Source organism: Paraburkholderia graminis C4D1M (genome assembly GCF_000172415.1).
Lineage (GTDB): Bacteria > Pseudomonadota > Gammaproteobacteria > Burkholderiales > Burkholderiaceae > Paraburkholderia > Paraburkholderia graminis.
The window spans coordinates 79,829-96,860 of the sequence record NZ_ABLD01000026.1 but is presented as its reverse complement, the minus strand read 5'-3'; the positions used below and the strand labels follow the sequence as shown (position 1 = coordinate 96,860).

Annotated in this window: 17 protein-coding genes and 1 tRNA gene; 5 read left to right on the top strand and 13 right to left on the bottom strand. The window is 62.8% G+C overall.

Annotated features, from left to right (window positions below; genetic code table 11):
• Positions 1 to 87: 87 nt before the first annotated feature.
• Positions 88 to 1,338: an Hsp70 family protein gene (locus BGRAMDRAFT_RS28270; RefSeq protein WP_006052314.1), complete on the bottom strand. Its 1,251-nt coding sequence runs from the start codon at positions 1,336 to 1,338 to the stop codon at positions 88 to 90.
• Between the two features lie 185 nt (positions 1,339 to 1,523).
• Between BGRAMDRAFT_RS28270 and BGRAMDRAFT_RS28265 the strand changes: the two genes are divergently transcribed.
• Positions 1,524 to 3,002, top strand: a complete 1,479-nt coding sequence (locus tag BGRAMDRAFT_RS28265; protein ID WP_006052313.1) for an MFS transporter — start codon at positions 1,524 to 1,526, stop codon at positions 3,000 to 3,002.
• A gap of 85 nt (positions 3,003 to 3,087) precedes the next feature.
• Here BGRAMDRAFT_RS28265 and BGRAMDRAFT_RS28260 read toward each other — a convergent pair whose 3' ends face one another.
• Together BGRAMDRAFT_RS28260 and BGRAMDRAFT_RS28255 are read right to left on the bottom strand one after the other, a co-directional pair.
• A complete protein-coding gene (locus BGRAMDRAFT_RS28260) occupies positions 3,088 to 3,681 on the bottom strand; it encodes a nitroreductase family protein (RefSeq protein WP_006052312.1) in 594 nt (197 codons plus the stop codon).
• Between the two features lie 162 nt (positions 3,682 to 3,843).
• A complete protein-coding gene (locus tag BGRAMDRAFT_RS28255; RefSeq protein ID WP_006052311.1) occupies positions 3,844 to 5,127 on the bottom strand; it encodes an MFS transporter in 1,284 nt (427 codons plus the stop codon).
• Between the two features lie 160 nt (positions 5,128 to 5,287).
• Between BGRAMDRAFT_RS28255 and BGRAMDRAFT_RS28250 the strand changes: the two genes are divergently transcribed.
• Together BGRAMDRAFT_RS28250 and BGRAMDRAFT_RS28245 are read left to right on the top strand one after the other, a co-directional pair.
• A complete protein-coding gene (locus BGRAMDRAFT_RS28250) occupies positions 5,288 to 5,959 on the top strand; it encodes a TetR/AcrR family transcriptional regulator (protein ID WP_006052310.1) in 672 nt (223 codons plus the stop codon).
• Between the two features lie 101 nt (positions 5,960 to 6,060).
• A complete protein-coding gene (locus BGRAMDRAFT_RS28245; protein ID WP_006052309.1) occupies positions 6,061 to 6,615 on the top strand; it encodes a DUF1415 domain-containing protein in 555 nt (184 codons plus the stop codon).
• Between the two features lies 1 nt (position 6,616).
• Here BGRAMDRAFT_RS28245 and BGRAMDRAFT_RS28240 read toward each other — a convergent pair whose 3' ends face one another.
• Entirely contained in the window at positions 6,617 to 7,459 is an 843-nt protein-coding gene (locus BGRAMDRAFT_RS28240) for a class I SAM-dependent methyltransferase (RefSeq protein WP_006052308.1), read from the bottom strand.
• Between the two features lie 394 nt (positions 7,460 to 7,853).
• Between BGRAMDRAFT_RS28240 and BGRAMDRAFT_RS28235 the strand changes: the two genes are divergently transcribed.
• Entirely contained in the window at positions 7,854 to 8,174 is a 321-nt protein-coding gene (locus BGRAMDRAFT_RS28235; protein ID WP_006052307.1) for a type II toxin-antitoxin system HicA family toxin, read from the top strand.
• Between the two features lie 152 nt (positions 8,175 to 8,326).
• Here BGRAMDRAFT_RS28235 and BGRAMDRAFT_RS28230 read toward each other — a convergent pair whose 3' ends face one another.
• Positions 8,327 to 8,536, bottom strand: coding sequence for a DUF1059 domain-containing protein (locus tag BGRAMDRAFT_RS28230; protein WP_029971289.1), 210 nt, complete (start codon positions 8,534 to 8,536; stop codon positions 8,327 to 8,329).
• Between the two features lie 412 nt (positions 8,537 to 8,948).
• Between BGRAMDRAFT_RS28230 and BGRAMDRAFT_RS28225 the strand changes: the two genes are divergently transcribed.
• Complete coding sequence (locus BGRAMDRAFT_RS28225; protein WP_006052305.1) at positions 8,949 to 10,241, top strand: TIGR03862 family flavoprotein; 1,293 nt, start codon at positions 8,949 to 8,951, stop codon at positions 10,239 to 10,241.
• Positions 10,242 to 10,510: 269 nt separating this feature from the next.
• Here BGRAMDRAFT_RS28225 and BGRAMDRAFT_RS28220 read toward each other — a convergent pair whose 3' ends face one another.
• The 8 genes from BGRAMDRAFT_RS28220 to BGRAMDRAFT_RS28185 all read right to left on the bottom strand — a co-directional run bounded on the left by BGRAMDRAFT_RS28220 (position 10,511) and on the right by BGRAMDRAFT_RS28185 (position 17,031).
• Entirely contained in the window at positions 10,511 to 11,638 is a 1,128-nt protein-coding gene (locus tag BGRAMDRAFT_RS28220; RefSeq protein WP_006052304.1) for a methyltransferase, read from the bottom strand.
• Between the two features lie 224 nt (positions 11,639 to 11,862).
• Positions 11,863 to 11,938: transfer RNA gene (locus BGRAMDRAFT_RS28215), tRNA-Thr, on the bottom strand.
• A gap of 19 nt (positions 11,939 to 11,957) precedes the next feature.
• Complete coding sequence (locus BGRAMDRAFT_RS28210) at positions 11,958 to 12,497, bottom strand: ClpXP protease specificity-enhancing factor (RefSeq protein ID WP_006052303.1); 540 nt, start codon at positions 12,495 to 12,497, stop codon at positions 11,958 to 11,960.
• Positions 12,498 to 12,567: 70 nt separating this feature from the next.
• On the bottom strand, positions 12,568 to 13,179 hold the full coding sequence (locus BGRAMDRAFT_RS28205; protein WP_006052302.1) for a glutathione S-transferase N-terminal domain-containing protein: 612 nt from the start codon (positions 13,177 to 13,179) through the stop codon (positions 12,568 to 12,570).
• A gap of 96 nt (positions 13,180 to 13,275) precedes the next feature.
• Positions 13,276 to 14,031 carry a cytochrome c1 gene (locus BGRAMDRAFT_RS28200; RefSeq protein ID WP_006052301.1) on the bottom strand — a complete coding sequence of 252 codons (756 nt, stop codon included), beginning with the start codon at positions 14,029 to 14,031 and terminating at the stop codon, positions 13,276 to 13,278.
• Between the two features lie 23 nt (positions 14,032 to 14,054).
• A complete protein-coding gene (locus BGRAMDRAFT_RS28195; protein WP_006052300.1) occupies positions 14,055 to 15,434 on the bottom strand; it encodes a cytochrome b in 1,380 nt (459 codons plus the stop codon).
• Complete coding sequence (petA, locus tag BGRAMDRAFT_RS28190; RefSeq protein WP_029971285.1) at positions 15,434 to 16,054, bottom strand: ubiquinol-cytochrome c reductase iron-sulfur subunit; 621 nt, start codon at positions 16,052 to 16,054, stop codon at positions 15,434 to 15,436. The genes BGRAMDRAFT_RS28195 and petA overlap by 1 nt, the downstream gene beginning before the upstream one ends.
• Before the next feature lie 230 nt (positions 16,055 to 16,284).
• Entirely contained in the window at positions 16,285 to 17,031 is a 747-nt protein-coding gene (locus tag BGRAMDRAFT_RS28185) for a Nif3-like dinuclear metal center hexameric protein (protein WP_006052298.1), read from the bottom strand.
• Position 17,032: the final 1 nt, after the last annotated feature.

Genomic DNA, 17,032 nt, shown 5'->3' with positions numbered 1-17,032 from the left:
CCTCGGCGGGGTTTTTTATTGCGCCCGGCAATTCGCCGAGTTCGCGCGCGGCGATTATCTTCGCAATATAAAAGCGGCGGTTCGCAGTTACGCGAACACGCGCCGCGCGTGAATGCCGAGTCCCGTTGCGACACTCGCGAGACGGTCGCCGAATACCGCTTCCGCATCGGGGAATGCCGCCGCCAACGCGCCGGATAGAAACGCGAGGCCGGTCGAGCCGCCCGTGAAGTAAATCGCGCTCACGTCGCGAATTGACACGCCGGCGGTCTGCACGGTGTCGCGCGCCGCCGCCACGATGCGGCGCGTTTCGTCCTCTCCCGCTTCGATGAGTTGCGCCTCGTCGAATGCAAGGCGCAGATCGTCTTCGACTTCGTCGAGGTCGATCACCGTCTCGCCGCCCGCGGCGACGCCGATTTTCGCCTCTTCCGCATGCGCGGCCAGCGCGTGACCAAGGCGCCGCTCGACCACGCGCATCAGCCGATCATGGTGTTTAACTTCCGTGAACAGGTGCCGCATGAGCGCCAGTTCGCTGACGCGCTTCGGTGCATAAACGGTATTGATCAGGTGCCACGTCGCCAGATCGAAATAGACGCGGTTCGGAAGTTCGCGGCCTTCGGGATCGAGCGACTGATAGCCGAGCTCGCGAAGAATCGTCGCCAGTTCGACGCGGCGGTCAAAGTCCGTGCCCGCGACGTGCACGCCGTGATGGGCCAGCACGTCGTCCTTGCGCTCGACGCGGTTCATCCGCTCGGGTCCGACGCGCACCAGTGAAAAGTCCGACGTACCGCCGCCGATGTCGGCCACCAGCACGAGCCCTTCCTGCGTGAGGCGCGATTCGTAGTCGAATGCGGCCGCGATCGGCTCATACTGGAAGTGAATGTCCCGCAGGCCCACCGCGCGTGCCGCCGCTTCGAGCTGCTTTTGCGCCATCTGATCGGCGCGCGGATCGTCGTCGACGAAGAATACCGGGCGGCCCAGCACCGCGCGCTCGATCGGCGCGCCCGTGGCTTTCTCCGCCGAGCGCTTCAGATGGTCGAGGAAGATCGCGATGATATCGGTGTACTTGATTGCCGTGCCGTCGCCGAGATCGGTTGAATGGTCGGCAAGCGGCGAGCCGAGGATGCTTTTCATCGAGCGCATCAGCCGGCCGTCGAAACCGTCGATGTACGCCGCGAGCGCCGCGCGTCCGAACTCGCGGGTGTCTTCGTCGGTATTGAAGAACACCGACGTAGGCAGCGTCGTATAGGCGCCTTCGACGGCTGCGAGCCTGAGCGCCGCGCCGTCAGGAACGGCTACGGCGGAGTTGGAAGTACCGAAGTCAATCGCGCAATAGTTCATGGCAGGAATGGCCGCTCACGGCTGGCGCGCACAGGTAGGAGCGGCTTTGTATCACGAAAGCCGGATCAGCATCAACTTGCCAAAAGCGCGAAGGCGCGCAACAGGGCGCCGAAGCCGCGGAATAGAAGTTGCTGCATAGGCCAGTTCGAGCCGCCGCATTTCAACGATTCAGGAGACCACTAGCAATGAGCGCGCCGCCTGCCGCCGACGTCCAGCGAAAAACCGCCGGGATCATCGAAACGGATTTGCCGTCCCGGCTCGACCGCCTGCCGTGGGGGCGCTTTCACACGTTGATCGTCGTCGCGCTGGGCGTGACGTGGCTTCTCGACGGACTCGAAGTGACGCTCGCCGGAGCGGTCGCGAGCGCGCTGAAGTCGAGCCCGTCGCTGCATTTCACCAACGCGGACGTGGGGCTTGCCGGCAGCGCCTACATTGCCGGCGCGGTGCTCGGCGCACTCGGCTTCGGCTGGCTCACGGACCGGCTGGGCCGGCGCAAGCTCTTCTTCATCACGCTCGCGGTCTATCTGACGGCGACTGCGGCGACCGCCGTGTCGTGGAATCTCGCCAGTTTCCTGCTGTTCCGCTTTCTGACGGGCGCGGGCATCGGCGGCGAATACACCGCGATCAATTCGACGATTCAGGAGTTCACGCCGCCTCGCGTGCGCGGCTGGATCGATCTCGCCATCAACGGCACGTTCTGGGTCGGCGCGGGTCTCGGCGCCGCCGGTTCGCTGATCCTGCTCGATCCGAATCTGCTGCCGGGCGACTGGGGCTGGCGCGCGTGCTTTCTGATCGGCGCCGTGCTTGCATTAACCATCTTGCCCATGCGCATCTGGGTGCCCGAAAGCCCGCGCTGGCTGCTCACGCACGGGCACGAGCGCGATGCGCGCGCGATCGTCGAAGGAATCGAAACGCGTTTTCGCAGCGAAGGTCACGCGCTGGCCGCCGACGGCCTCACGCGCCTGCGTCTGCGTGCGCGCGGCCACACGCCGCTGCGCGAGGTGTTCCACACGCTTTTCAATCTGCACCGACGGCGCGCGCTGGTCGGCCTTTCGCTGATGACCGCGCAGGCGTTCTTCTACAACGCCATTTTTTTCACCTACGCGCTGGTGCTGACGGACTTCTACGGCGTGCCGGGCGACCATATCGGCTGGTATCTGCTGCCCTTCGCGCTCGGCAATTTTCTCGGGCCGCTGATGCTCGGCCGGCTGTTCGACGTGATCGGGCGGCGCAAGATGATTGCGTCGACCTACGGCATTTCGGCGATTTTGCTGACGGTAAGCGGCTACCTGTTCCAGCAGCATGTGCTGACGGTCGTCACGCAGACCGCCTCGTGGATGGTGATTTTCTTCTTCGCGTCGGCTGCGGCGAGTTCGGCTTATCTCACCGTGAGCGAATCGTTTCCGCTGGAGATCCGCGCGCTCGCCATCGCCGTGTTTTACGCGTTCGGCACGGCGCTCGGCGGGATCGCCGGCCCGGCTTTCTTCGGACGGCTGATCGACACGCATCAGCGCAGCGAGGTGTTCTCGGGTTACCTGGTCGGTTCCGCGCTGATGCTCGCGGCCGCCGTGATCGCGGCGATCTGGGGCGTGGATGCGGAGCGCAAGTCTCTCGAGCATGTGGCCACGCCGCTTTCGAGCGTGAGCGATGACGAGGCGGCTTAACGAAGTCGCTTTTACGCAGCCGATAAAAAAACGCGCGGTCGGCGCCGCGCGTTTCTTCCCGACGTATCCAGCAACGTAAGCTAGCTCAGAACGGCTTCTTCCAGCCGCCGCTGTAGGCGATTTCCGCAAGCGGCAAACGCTGGCGCACCGACTTCTCGCGTTCGCGCAGAACCGGGTCGAGCTTGTCGACCTCGCCGTAATGACCAAGCGAAATCATCGCGATCGGTTCGACATCATTCGGCAGATCGAAAGCGGTGCGGAACGCGTTCTGGTCGAAGCCGCTCATCTGATGCGCGGCGAGGCCGAGCGCATGCGCCTGCAGCACGAGCGCCATCGCGGCTGCGCCGGCGTCATATTGCGCGCAGCGATTCACTTCGCCCTTGGCGGTGCGCGTTTGCGCGGTCACGGCGATCAGCACGGGCGCGGGCGCGTTCCAGCCCTGGTTGAACGGTACGAGCGTGGCGAACGCCTGCTTGAACGCCACTTCGTCGGCGCTGCGGTCGAACACCAGAAAACGCCAGGGCTGCGCGTTATACGACGAAGGCGCCCAGCGAGCCGCTTCGAGCACTGCGCGCAGATTGTCGCGGCTCACCGGTTCGCTCGAATACGCGCGCGGGCTCCAGCGACCGGCAATCAACTCGTGAATGGCAACTTCGGTAGGGGCGGGTTTGTGGGTCATGCGCTTCTCTCAATAGAAATTCATGATCGCGGGCGGCTGCCCGAGGCCACATAGCATACCCAAGGTTCGACGCGCGCGCTGCCCGATGCGTACGGTTCTTTTTGCTCAGATGGCAAGACGCGGGTGCGCCGCAGCGCCGCCCGCGTTACTCCATGTGTGGCGTCAGATCGGCTGCGGCTCCGGCGCCTTGGCGGGCCGGTTGATCCGCAACACGATGACCGCGGCCACGAGACACAAACCGCCCGAAATCATCGACGCCACTGTGTACGTGCCGAGGCTCGCGCGCAGCATGCCCGCGCCGAGCGCCGCGAACGCCGCGCCGAGCTGATGCCCGGCCACGACCCAGCCGAACACCACGGGCGCCGCCTCCTTGCCGTAGACGTCCGTGGCGAGACGCACGGTCGGCGGCACGGTCGCGATCCAGTCGAGGCCGTAGAACACGGCGAAAAGCGGCAAACCGAAAAAGTCGATGCCAAAGGCGTGCGGCAGATACATCAGCGACAAGCCGCGCAGCCCGTAATACCAGAACAGCAGCACACGGCTATTGAAGCGGTCGGACAGCCAGCCGGAGAGCGTCGTGCCGAACAGATCGAAGATGCCCATCGCGGCCAGCAGCGACGCGCCCTGCACTTCGGTCATCCCGTAATCGCCGCACATCGCGATCAGGTGAGTGCCGACGTAACCGTTCGTGCTCGCGCCGCAAATGAAGAAGCTGAAGAACAGCAGCCAGAAATCGCGCGTCTTGCTCGCCATGGCAAGCGTGCCGAACGCGATCGCGAGCGGATTCTGCTTCGTGGCCGTAGCGGCCGCGGGTGCGTCATGCGGCTCGCCGTAGGGACGCAGCGCGACATCCGACGGACGCTCAGGCAGCAAAAAGGCGACGAGCGGCAGCACGATCGCCGCAGCCGCCGCGACGACCCACACGACCTGGCGCCAGCCGTAATGCTCGGCGATGGCCGCGAGCATCGGCAGGAACACGAGTTGGCCGGTCGCCGAACTCGCCGTGAGAATACCCATCACGAGCCCGCGGTGCGTGGTGAACCAGCGCGTCACCACAGTCGCCGACAACGACAGCGCCGCCACACCCGTCGAGCCGCCGACCATCACGCCCCAGACGAGGATCATCTGCCACGGCTGGGTCATCAGCGAGGACAGCGCGACGCCCGTCGCCATCGTGCCGAGCGCGATCAGCAGCGTGGGACGCACGCCGAAGCGCTGCATGGCCGCCGCCGCGAACGGCCCCATCAACCCGTAAAGCGCGATGTTGACCGAGATCGCGAGCGAAATCGTCGCGCGGCTCCAGCCGAACTGATGCTCGAGCGGCACCATCATCACGCTCGGCGTGGCGCGCGTGCCGGCGGCCGCGAGCAACACCAGAAACACCACCGCGACCGTCAACCAGCCGTAGTGAAAACGCCTGCCTATCAGTCTTGCTGCCCAGTTCATCGGCTCTCCTGTCGCGCGGATTCGAGTTGCCCGCACGGGTCGTGTTCGTACTATTACGGTTTCCGTAAGGGACTTGTGACAGATCAGTCACAATCAGTGTTGCGATCTTAGTTACCGGTCGGTAACATGTCAAGGCGTCGATTGAATCAAGGGGCCGTCCATGTCTGAAAGCCATACTTCCAAACGAGCCGGTTCGCGCGCTGCGTCTGCGACTGCGCCCGCCTCACGGCGCGTGCGCGCAACGCAGACGACCGGCCCCGAAGCGCAGCAGCATTTGCTGCGCGCCGCGGACGAACTGTTCTATCGCGACGGCGTGCGGGCGGTCGGCGTCGATGCGGTTGTCGAGCGGGCCGGCGTGAACAAGATGAGTTTGTACCGCCAATTTTCGTCGAAAGACGAACTCGTGATGGCCTATCTCGAGCGCAAGGACGCGCAATTCTTCGGTTACGTGGAGAAGAGCTTCGCGAAACATCCCGGCGAGCCGGCGAAGCAGTTGCAGCAATATTTCGACGACCTCGCGGCGCGGGCGTCGCTTGAAGACTATCGCGGCTGTCCGTTCGTGAACGTCGCCGTCGAGTTTTCCGATACCGAACACGCGGCCCGCCAGTTCGTGTTTCGCAACAAGGAGCGCCTGCTCGCGCGCCTGACGGAACTGGCGACAGCCGCCGGCGCCGACGATCCGGAGATGCTGGCGAACGCGCTCGCTTTGCTGATCGAGGGTGTGTACGCGGCGAGCCAGACGTATCGCGCGGGATCGGGGCCGGTGCTCGCCGCGCCGAAAGCGGCGGCATTATTGATCGCGGCGGCTTGCGGTGCGAAGCCAGCGTCTTAGGCTTTGTTTGCTGGTCCAATTTCTTGCGGCAGTGGCGCAACGCAGACACACGCGCGCCCGTTAAAATGGCGCTTTGCCTCTCCCGCCGCTTGCCGCCTGCCATGCCGTTGCCCGCCGAATCGCACGATGCTGTCGTTGCCGCCACCCGTCACTGGCTGACTGAGGCCGTCATCGGGCTCAACTTGTGCCCGTTCGCCAAGGCCGTGCATGTGAAAGGGCAAATCCGCTACGCCGTGAGCGATGCGATAAACCTGGAAGGCGTGCTGGCCGATCTGGAAAACGAACTGAACACGCTAGTCGGCGCGGACCCGGCGGCCGTGGACACGACGCTGTTAATCCTGCCTCAAGCGCTAGGCGATTTTCTCGATTACAACGACGCGCTATTCTTCGCCGAAAGAATGCTGAAGCAGCTTCGGCTCGAAGGCATTATCCAGATTGCGAGTTTTCACCCGTTGTATCAGTTCGAAGGCGCCGATCCCGACGACATCGAGAATTACACGAATCGCGCGCCGTATCCGATTCTGCATTTACTCAGAGAAGACAGTATTGAGCGCGCGGGTCAGGCGTTTCCCGATGCCGAACAAATCTACGAGCGGAATCAGGAAACACTGCGGCGAATCGGATTGGCCGGCTGGAATAAATTGATGAAAATCTGATTCAGGCGGAAACGAAAAACCGCTCTTTCAGTTCCTCGATACCCAGTGTCTGCATCACTTCGCTGAGCCGCTCGGCCGGGCGCCGGCGCGGCAAGTCCTTGAACTGGGCGATGATCAGTTCGTTTTTCATCGAATGCTCCCAGCCCACCAGTTCCGTTACGCTGACCTGATAACCGTGCGCCTCCAATTGCAGGCAGCGCAGCACGTTGGTAATCTGGCTGCCGAATTCGCGCGTATGCAACGGATGCCGCCAGATTTCCGTTAACGCGTGACCCAGCGATTTACTTTTGTTTTGACGTAAAACGCCCGCGACTTCAGCCTGGCAACACGGCACCACAACAATGTATTTAGCTTTCTTTTCGAGGGCGAAGCGAATGGCGTCGTCGGTTGCGGTATTGCACGCGTGAAGCGCCGTGACGATGTCGATTTGCGCCGGCAGTTTGTCGGACGTAATGGATTCCGCCACCGACAGATTCAGAAACGACATGCCCTTGAAGCCGAGCCGCGCCGCCAGTTCCTCCGAGCGGGTCACGAGTTCTTCGCGCGTTTCGATGCCGTAAATGTGCGACGCCCCACCCGCGGCATCCTGAAACTCCTTGAAGAACAGGTCATACAGGATAAAACCTAGATATGACTTGCCGGCGCCGTGGTCGACGAGCGTGACCGCGCCCTTCTGGTCCTTCACGTCCTTGAGCAGAGGCTCGATGAACTGGAACAGATGGTAGACCTGCTTCAGCTTGCGGCGGCTGTCCTGGTTCATCTTGCCGTCGCGCGTCAGGATATGCAGTTCCTTGAGCAGCTCGATGGACTGGTTGGGGCGGATTTCGTGGGTTTTGCTGGACATCGTGGGGGACCGTCGGCAAATGCAGCGTGAACGTGCGTCAGGTGACGGAAAAGAGCATAAGTTGCTGCCAGTTTACCCAAACGGCGGCCCTTTCACCGGCGAGCGTGCAAAAGTTGCAGGAAACGCTGCGTTCCTGGAACGCTTCCTGCTCTTTCCGGCGCGACCTGGGTCGTTTGGCGCCTGACGCGGATTCTCGCAGAACCGTTCAGCGCCGCCGTGGTCCCAAAGGCATAAGCCGGGGTGCCTATAACAACAAGCTGTCGGCCGTCGTCACGAACGCATGGCCCAAATGCATGTGGGGAGGACGGTCCGGTAACACGGGCCGAACGTTACGTAACCGACGGCGCGCCGCGAGCTCAACTGGACGCGCGCCCGGACAATAGAAGAGGCAGCAATGGATACGGTACCCAACGGAAACGTCGAACAGAAGTTCCAGGAAATGATGGCGAAGCTCACCGCCATGCCCGCCTGGACGGAGAAACAGCAGCTCGAACTGGAGATGGCGCGCGACATCTCGACGGAAATGCTTCGCCTCGCCGAAGTCATGCGCGACGGCAGCGTCGACATGGAAACATGCCTGACGCTTCTCAAGTACGCGAAAGTGCTGGACTTCGTGATGACGACGCTCGCTTCGCGGCGCGACATCAAACCGCAAACGCTGCGCGTGATCTTCAAGCTGGCCGGGCTCAAGGTCGACGAGGCTTATCCGAGCTGAAAGCTCGTGAATCGCGCGTGCAGCGCGTGTGCAGACGACGCGCGTTCCACGCCGCGACTCGCGCGAGCGGCCAAAGCGCCGCTCGCCTCTGCCGCGAGTCGGCGCTTCGTTCTCTCGTGCCTGACTTCAGATCCGCCGCTCGAATCCGCGATTCACATGCGCGGCGCCTCTACCGGCGGCGTGCCTTCGTGAAAGAGCGTCCTCAATTGCGAGCGCAATTCCGGCGAATCAGCATGTTTGTGCACACTGACGGCGTGCTGCACGGCCGCGTCGAGCAGTTCGTCCTCGTTATCGGCCGATAGCGCGACCGTGCAGTTCATTTCGCTCGGGAACTCGCGGCAGTCGATGTAATGGCGGGTCATGGCAGTCTCCTTGATCGACATATGTGAACCTCCACGCGGGCCGTAAGGCGCGAACCCGCAGCTCACCCGTCACGCCACGGCATGCGGTGCGGCAACGAAGATCAGTGGAATCGACGCGGGAACGACGCGAATTGCGCCCGATGGAAGGTGTCCAAAAATTATAGTTCGCGATGCTGAATAACAAAGCGGCGCGCCGGCATGCGCTGCGGTATCGACGCGCCGAAATGTAGCGTTCTGGCGTCCGTGGCGGCGGTGCACGCGTTTGCTCCGGCCCGCCTGCAATGTGAAAATAGCGCCCTTCGCAGCGCCGACAGGGCAGCTTGATTTCCTGGTCAGCGCTTGTGCCGTCATTCGGCTTCAGCCGTGAGTTACAGCGGCGGCGCGCCGCCTTTTCCCTTATCCACAGGCCCGCATGTCATCTTCATTCGATTCCGCCCGGGTCGCCGTGATCGGCGGCGGACCCGCCGGCTTGATGGCCGCCGAGGCGCTTTGCCTGCAAGGCGTGCAGGTCGACGTCTACGACGCGATGCCCTCCGTCGGCCGCAAATTCCTGATGGCGGGCAAAGGCGGCATGAACATCACGCATTCGGAGCCGCTCGAGCCGTTTCTCGATCGCTATGGCGCGCGCCGCCCGTGGATCGCGCCGCTCTTCGAGGCGTTCGGTCCCGACGCGTTGCGCGCCTGGCTGCATGATCTTGGCGTCGAGACGTTCGTCGGCAGTTCGGGACGCGTTTTTCCAACCGACATGAAAGCCGCGCCGATGCTGCGTGCGTGGCTGCATCGGTTGAAGGAAAGCGGTGTGCGCTTTCACATGCGGCACAAGTGGAGCGGCTGGAACGGCTCGCAAACGGGCGGTGTAGCCGGCGCGTCCGCGCACGCGGCGGCCCGCTTGCGGTTCGAGACGCCTGACGGCGAACGGCTCGTCGACAGCGACGCCGTCGTGCTGGCACTGGGCGGTGCAAGCTGGCCGCGGCTCGGCTCCGACGCGGCGTGGGTGCCGTTCATCACCTCGCAAGGCGTCGATGTGCGCCCTCTGCAACCCGCGAACTGCGGCTTCGACGCCGACTGGAGCCCTTATCTGCGCGAGCGTTTCGCCGGTCAGCCGGTGAAGTCCGTGGCCATTTCACTGACCGATGTAGACGGAAAAGTCCACAATCGACAAGGTGAAATACTTCTGACCGAAACGGGCCTCGAAGGCAGTCTGATCTATGCGCTTTCGGCGCCTATTCGTGAGCGGATTCTCGCTGACGGCGAACTCACGATCTCGCTGGACCTGGCGCCGGGCTTGGCTCTCGAGCGGGTGATCGCGGAAGTGACGAGGCCGCGCGGCTCACGTTCGATGTCGAGCCATCTGCAGGGAAGAGTCGGCATTAGCGGTGTAAAACTGGCCCTGCTGCACGAAATTCTGCCGAAGGACGTTTTCGCCGATTCGACGCGTCTCGCGCACGCAATCAAGGCGCTGCCGGTGCGGCTGTTGCGCGCACGGCCAATTGCGGAAGCGATCAGCAGCGCCGGCGGCATTCCGTTCGAGGCGCTGGATCGGCATCTGATGATCGAAAGTTTGCCGGGCGTTTTCTGCGCCGGGGAAATGCTGGATTGGGAAGCGCCGACGGGCGGTTATCTGCTAACGGCGTGTTTCGCGAGCGGGTTGGTGGCGGGGCGTGGGGCAGCGGCGTTTGTTGGAGCGCGGGACAGGTTGTCGTGAGGTGTGTGGCACGGCTGAGTGCCGCGGTGGCGAAGGGTGCGGAAGCCCGGCCGAATGGCGGGCGCTCCGCGGAGTAGAGCCGAACGGGCGTCGGGCGTTGCGCGTTGGGCGTTGGGCGTTGGGCGTTGGGCGTTGGGCGTTGGGCGTTGGGCGTCGGGCGTTGGGCGTCGGGCGTCGGGCGTCGGGCGTCGGACATTGAGGCGACTGATAGGCCAAACGGCCGCCACCGCCCCAAACTGCGCCTCTAAGCCCGCGCCCTCAAGCAATCGTCAACCCCGCGCCTTGAGTCGCCAAAGCGACGTCATCTCCGCCGCCCGCGCCTTGTGCAGCGGGTCACTCTCGTCGGTCGACTTGGGATGCCGCGGACGAATATCCTCGCGCGCCACCACCGTCAGCCCCGCATCCGCGATCGCGGCAAGCAACCAGTCGCGCGTGCGCAACCCGAGATGCTCGGCAAAATCCGACAGAATCAGCCAGCCCTCCCCGCCCGGTGACAGATGTTCCGACAAGCCCTTGAGGAAACCGAGCAGCATGCGGCTGTCCGGATCGTAGACCGCGTATTCGATCGGCGAAGCGGGCCGCGCCGGCACCCACGGCGGATTGCACACGACGAGTGGCGCGCGCCCTTCCGGAAACAGATCGGCTTGCACCACATCGACTTGCTGCTCGTATCCGAGCCGCGCCAGATTCTCGCGCGCGCATGCAAGCGCTCGCGGGTCCTGGTCGGTCGCGACGATCTTCTTCACGCCGCGTTTCGCGAGCAGCGCCGCCAGCACGCCCGTTCCCGTGCCAACGTCGAACGCCTTGTTCAGCGAAGGCAACGGCGTGCGCGCGACGAGATCCACATATTCACCGCGCACCGGCGAAAACACGCCGTAATGCGGATGAATCCGGTCACCGAGCGCGGGAATCTCCACGCCCTTCTTGCGCCACTCGTGCGCGCCGATCATGCCGAGCAGCTCGCGCAGCGACACGACCGACGCCTCATCGGTCGGCGGGCCGTACGTTTCGATGCACGCCTGCCGCACGTCGGGCGCGCGGCGCAGCGGAATCGCGTACTCGGCGTTGAGCGGAATCAGGATCATGCCGAGCGTGCGCGCGCGCTGCGACTGCGTCTGCCGATGCAGATTAAACGCGTCGAGCGGCGTCTCACCCTGCTTGCGCGGTTTGCGCTCGAGCCGCCGCGTGACCGCCTGCAGCAATTGGCGCGCGTTCTGAAAGTCGCCGTTCCACAACAGCGCGGTGCCTTCACAGGCGAGCCGGTAGGCCGAGTCCGCGGTGGTCCGGTCGTCGGCGACGATCACGCGTTTCGGCGGCGGCACCGCCGCTTCGGAGCGCCAACGTGCGGTGCGGGGGCCGTCGGCTTCCGGCCAGGTGATGCTTGCAGGGCTGTTCATGATGAAGTGGGTCGTTTTGCGAAAGGCGCGTCGCGGCGCGCGGCGGGTGGCGAGACCTCATCGAATGTAGACAGTTTTGTCCACTATCGACAAGGTGAAAGAGATATGGCGATTTTAGCCCTCACCCGCGCTCACCTCGACCGGTTTCAAAGCCGGTGACAAAGCGCCGATTGGCCAATAAAAAACGGGGTTCCTGACTGAACAGAAACCCCGTTTCGCACAACTGGTGCCGGCTGCAGGACTCGAACCCGCCACCTCATGATTACAAGTCAAGCGCTCTACCTGATGAGCTAAGCCGGCATGAGGCCGTGATTCTACTTCATTTTACGATCTTGAGGCGAGCCCTCCCGCCACCTTTCGAGCCGTCGTCGTCGGGCTGATCGCCCTGCGGCGCGCGCTCGGCTTTGGCGGCGGCATCCTCGGCTGCTGGCGCCTTTTCGACCGCACGCGGCGCGCTCGACACGCTCGACGCAGTCGGCGCACTTGGCGCGGCGGACGGCTCGACCGTTTCGGCGTCGGCGCCCGAATCCTGCGCCTCGCCGCCTGTCGACTCGACCGGGAACGCCATGCCTTGCCCGTTTTCGCGCGCGTAGATGGCGAGGATATTGGCGATAGGCACTTCGATCTTGTGCGACTTGCCGGAGAAACGGGCGCTGAACTCGACCCACTCGTTGCCCATCTGCAGTTGGCTCGTGGCCTCGAAGCTGATGTTCAACACGATCTCGTTGTCGCGCACAAACTGCCGCGGCACACGCGTCTGATTGTCGACGCGCACTGCAATGTGCGGCGTGTAGCCGTTATCCGTGCACCATTCGTACAGCGCGCGCAACAGATAAGGCTTGGTGGAAATCTCTTGCATCAGCAGTCCTCTTACCGGGCGCGGTCGCCGCGCGCGTCTGGCCGCGCGGCGCCCTTGCCCAAAGCCAAACTCAACGACGCATCACCTTTTCCGACGGCGTCAGCGCCTCGATATAAGCCGGACGGCTGAAAATGCGCTCGGCGTACTTCATGAGCGGCGCCGCGTTCTTCGACAGTTCGATGCCATAGTGATCCAGACGCCACAAGAGCGGCGCAATAGCGACGTCGAGCATCGAGAACTCTTCGCCGAGCATGTACTTGTTCTTCAGGAAGATCGGCGCGAGTTGCGTCAGACGGTCGCGAATCGCGAGGCGCGCCTTCTCGTGGTTCTTCTCCGCAGCCTTGCCCTTTTCGTTCTCGAGCGTGCCGACGTGGACGAACAGCTCTTTCTCGAAGTTCAGCAGGAACAGGCGCGCGCGCGCACGCTGGACCGGATCGGCCGGCATGAGCTGCGGGTGCGGGAAGCGCTCGTCGATATACTCGTTGATGATGTTCGATTCGTACAGAATCAGGTCCCGTTCGACGAGAATCGGCACTTGACCATACGGATTCATCACGGCGATGTCTTCCGGCTTGTTAAACAGGTCGACGTCGCGGATCTCGAAGTCCATGCCCTTTTCGAACAACACCAGCCGGCAGCGCTGGGAGAACGGGCAAGTTGTGCCGGAATACAGAACCATCATGATTTACGTTTCCTCAAAAAGCTGAAAGGCCAGCGCGCGGAAAAACCGTTCAGCAGGTTTTTCCTGGCGCCGGCCCCACGCCGTATAGCGGCGTGATTATTTGATATGTTTCCAGTACGCGGCGTTCAGTCGCCAGGCGAAAAAGCTCAGAATACCGAGGAACAGCAGCACCCACACGCCAAGCTGCTTGCGGGTTTTCTGAGTCGGCTCGGACATCCAGGACATATACGACACAAGGTCGGCCACAGCAGAATCATAATCTACCGGCGACATCGTCCCCGGCGTGACCTGCTGGAAGCCCACAAATTTGTGCACCGTCTCGCCCGTTTTTTCGTCGACTTGGTCACCGAATTTCGCAGTACGTTGCCCCTGAAGCTGCCACAGCACGTGAGGCATGCTCACGTTTTCATACACCAGATTATTCCAGCCGGTCGGCCGCGTATTGTCGCGATAAAAACTGCGCAGATACGTGTACAGCCAGTCCTTGCCGCGCGCCCGCGCTTCCACCGACAAATCCGGCGGACTCGCGCCGAACCACGCTTTCGCGTCGTCCGGGCGCATGGCCACGGTCATCGTGTTGCCGATTTTGTCGGTGGTGAAAAGCAGGTTCGACTGGATTTCGCTCGGCGCGATGCCGAGGTCGGTCAGCCGGTTGTAGCGCATCAGGTTCGCGCTGTGGCAATTCAGGCAGTAGTTTACAAACAATTGCGCGCCGTGCTGCAAAGAAGCGAAATCGTCTGCGTTATCCGGCGCGCGGTCGAGATGAACATTCTCGTCCGCATACGCCGGGCCGCTCAGCACCGCGAGCAGTGTCGCGCCGATCAGCGCGCACGTCGAAAGCAGTTTTTTCATCTTCGTGTTCTCCTCGCTCTCGATTAGTGGGGCTTGTAGCGCACGCGCTCAGGCGGCTGCCTGAACGTGCCAAGCCGCGTCCAGAACGGCATGCCGAGGAAAAACGCGAAGTAGATCAGCGCGCACACCTGCGCAATCAACGTAGCGACCGGCGACGGCGGTTTGGTGCCGAGGAACGCCAACGTCAGGAAAGCGAGCACGAAAATCCCGTAGAACACCTTGTGGAAGAACGGCCGGTAACGGATCGACTTCACCGGCGAGCGGTCGAGCCAAGGCAGGAAGAACAGCGAAACCACCGCGCCGCCCATCACCACGACGCCCCAGAACTTCGATTCGGTGAACGCCATGGCCAGAATCACGAGCACGGCGAGCACCGGCAGGCCGAGCTTCCACTTGCCGCGCGCGCGCACCAACGCAAGCAGGCCGAGCAGCGCGATCACGATCATCAGGACGATCTTGAACGGATCGGTCGTGGCGCGCAGCATCGCGTAGAAGGCCGTGAAGTACCAGACCGGCGCGATTTCCGGCGGCGTCTGCAGCGGGTTGGCCGGCACGAAGTTGTTCGCTTCGAGGAAGTAGCCACCCATTTCAGGCGCGAAGAAGATGATCGCCGCGAAGATCATCAGGAAGATGCACACGCCGTAGAAATCGTGCACCGAGTAGTACGGGTGGAACGGAATGCCGTCGAGCGGAATGCCGTCCGGGTCCTTCTTCGCCTTGATCTCGATGCCGTCCGGGTTGTTCGAGCCGACTTCGTGCAGCGCGACCAGATGCGCGACGACCAGCCCGAGCAGCACCAGCGGAATCGCGATCACGTGAAACGCGAAGAAGCGGTTCAGCGTCACGTCGGACACCACGTAGTCGCCGCGAATCCACAGCGACAGGTCCGGCCCGATGAACGGAATCGCCGAGAACAGGTTCACGATCACCTGCGCGCCCCAGAACGACATCTGGCCCCACGGCAGCAGGTAGCCGAAAAACGCCTCGGCCATCAGGCACAGAAAGATCGCGCAGCCGAAGATCCACACGAGCTCGCGCGGCTTGCGATACGAGCCGTACATCAGCCCGCGGAACATATGCAGATACACGACGACGAAGAACATCGACGCGCCCGTGGAGTGCATGTAGCGGATCAGCCAGCCCCACGGCACCTCGCGCATGATGTACTCGACCGAGCCGAACGCGAGCGTCGCGTCGGGCTTGTAGTTCATCGTGAGGAAGATGCCGGTGACGATCTGGTTCACCAGCACGAGCAGCGCGAGCGAGCCGAAGAAGTACCAGAAGTTGAAGTTCTTCGGTGCGTAGTATTCGGAGACGTGCTTTTTCCAGGTGGACGTGAACGGAAAGCGCCGGTCGATCCAGCCGACGAGCCCGGTCGTCTCCACTTCGTGTTCGATCGCCATTACGCTTCTCCTTTCTCGTCCTTGCCGATCACGAGCCCATTGGCCGACGTGAACATATAAGGCGGGATGTCGAGGTTCTGCGGCGCAGGTTTGTTCTTGAAGACGCGGCCGGCCATGTCATAGGTCGAGCCGTGGCACGGGCACAGGAAGCCGCCAGGCCAGTCGTCCGGAAGATTGGGCTGCGCGCCCTCCTGGAAGCGCGGCGTCGGCGTGCAGCCCAGATGGGTGCACACGGCGACGGCGACAAAAACGTTCTTGTGGTCGGCGCGTGAACGGAATTCGTTGTTGCAGTACTCCGGCAGCGGCAACGAAAAGGGATTCTTGCTCGCGGGATCGGCGACTTCGTTATCGGCCTTCTTGACGTCGGCGAGCATCTTCTCGGTGCGGTTGATGATCCACACGGGCTTGCCGCGCCAGGCCACGGTCTTCATGTCGCCGGGCTTGAGATCGCTGATGTCGACTTCGACCGGGGCTCCTGCTGCCTTGGCCTTTTCAGATGGTGCAAACGAACTAACAAAGGGTACGACAGTGGCAACGCCTCCAATGCCACCTGCTACGGTCGTCGCTATCAGCCAGGTACGGCGGCTGCCGTCGACGCGTTCATCTTCCTTGTCTCGCATTACACGCCCCACTTCTGAGTTGGATTTTTCCTTCACGTCGCTTCTACCGCCGCTAGTTTGCTCGAATGGAGTCGCCATTTACAAGGGCCGATTGCCAAAAACCGTGCGAAGCCCTTGATAACTCAGGGTTTCTCCGTACGCATCACAAACTTTTTTGCAGCAGCTTTTAAGTGTCCCCTCCGTTATTCGTGCCTTTTGCTTCGCTAATGCCCATTTGATATTTCAACGACTCAAACGGGATTCGGAATATCGATAAAGAGATGCTCGATGTCGAACTGCTCCGACAGATGCTTGCCCACCGCCTGCACGCCGAAGCGCTCGGTCGCATGATGGCCGGCCGCGAGAAACGCTACGCCGCTTTCTGCCGACGTGTGCATGACCGACTCCGACACCTCGCCCGTCAGATAGACGTCGGCGCCGGCGTTGATCGCCGCGTCGAACATGCCTTGCGCGGCGCCCGTGCACCACGCGACGCGGCGCAGACTGCGATCCGGGTCGCCGAACACGAGCGGCGTGCGGCCGAGCGTCTGCTCGATCTCGGCGGTGAAGTGCGCGAGCGTGATCGGCATCGCAAACGTGGCGAGCCAGCCGAGGTCGTTCTCGCCGAAACGCGCGTCGCTGATCCAGCCCATCTTCGCACCAATCTGCGCGTTGTTGCCGAACTCGGGATGGTCGTCGAGCGGCAGGTGATAGGCGAACAGGTTCAGGTCGTTGGCGAGCAGCAGCTTCAGGCGCCCGTATTTGCGGCCGGTGATCTGCGGCGCCTCGTTGCGCCAGAAGTAGCCGTGATGGACCAGCACGGCGTCCGCGCCCCAATCGAGCGCGGCTTCGAGAAACGCAACTGACGCGGTCACGCCGGTCGCGAGTTTGCCGATCTTGCGGCGCCCCTCGACTTGCAGACCGTTCGGGCAATAGTCCTTGAACCGCGCGGTTTCAAGGAGATTGTTCAAGTACAATTCAAGTTCGATCCGATCCATA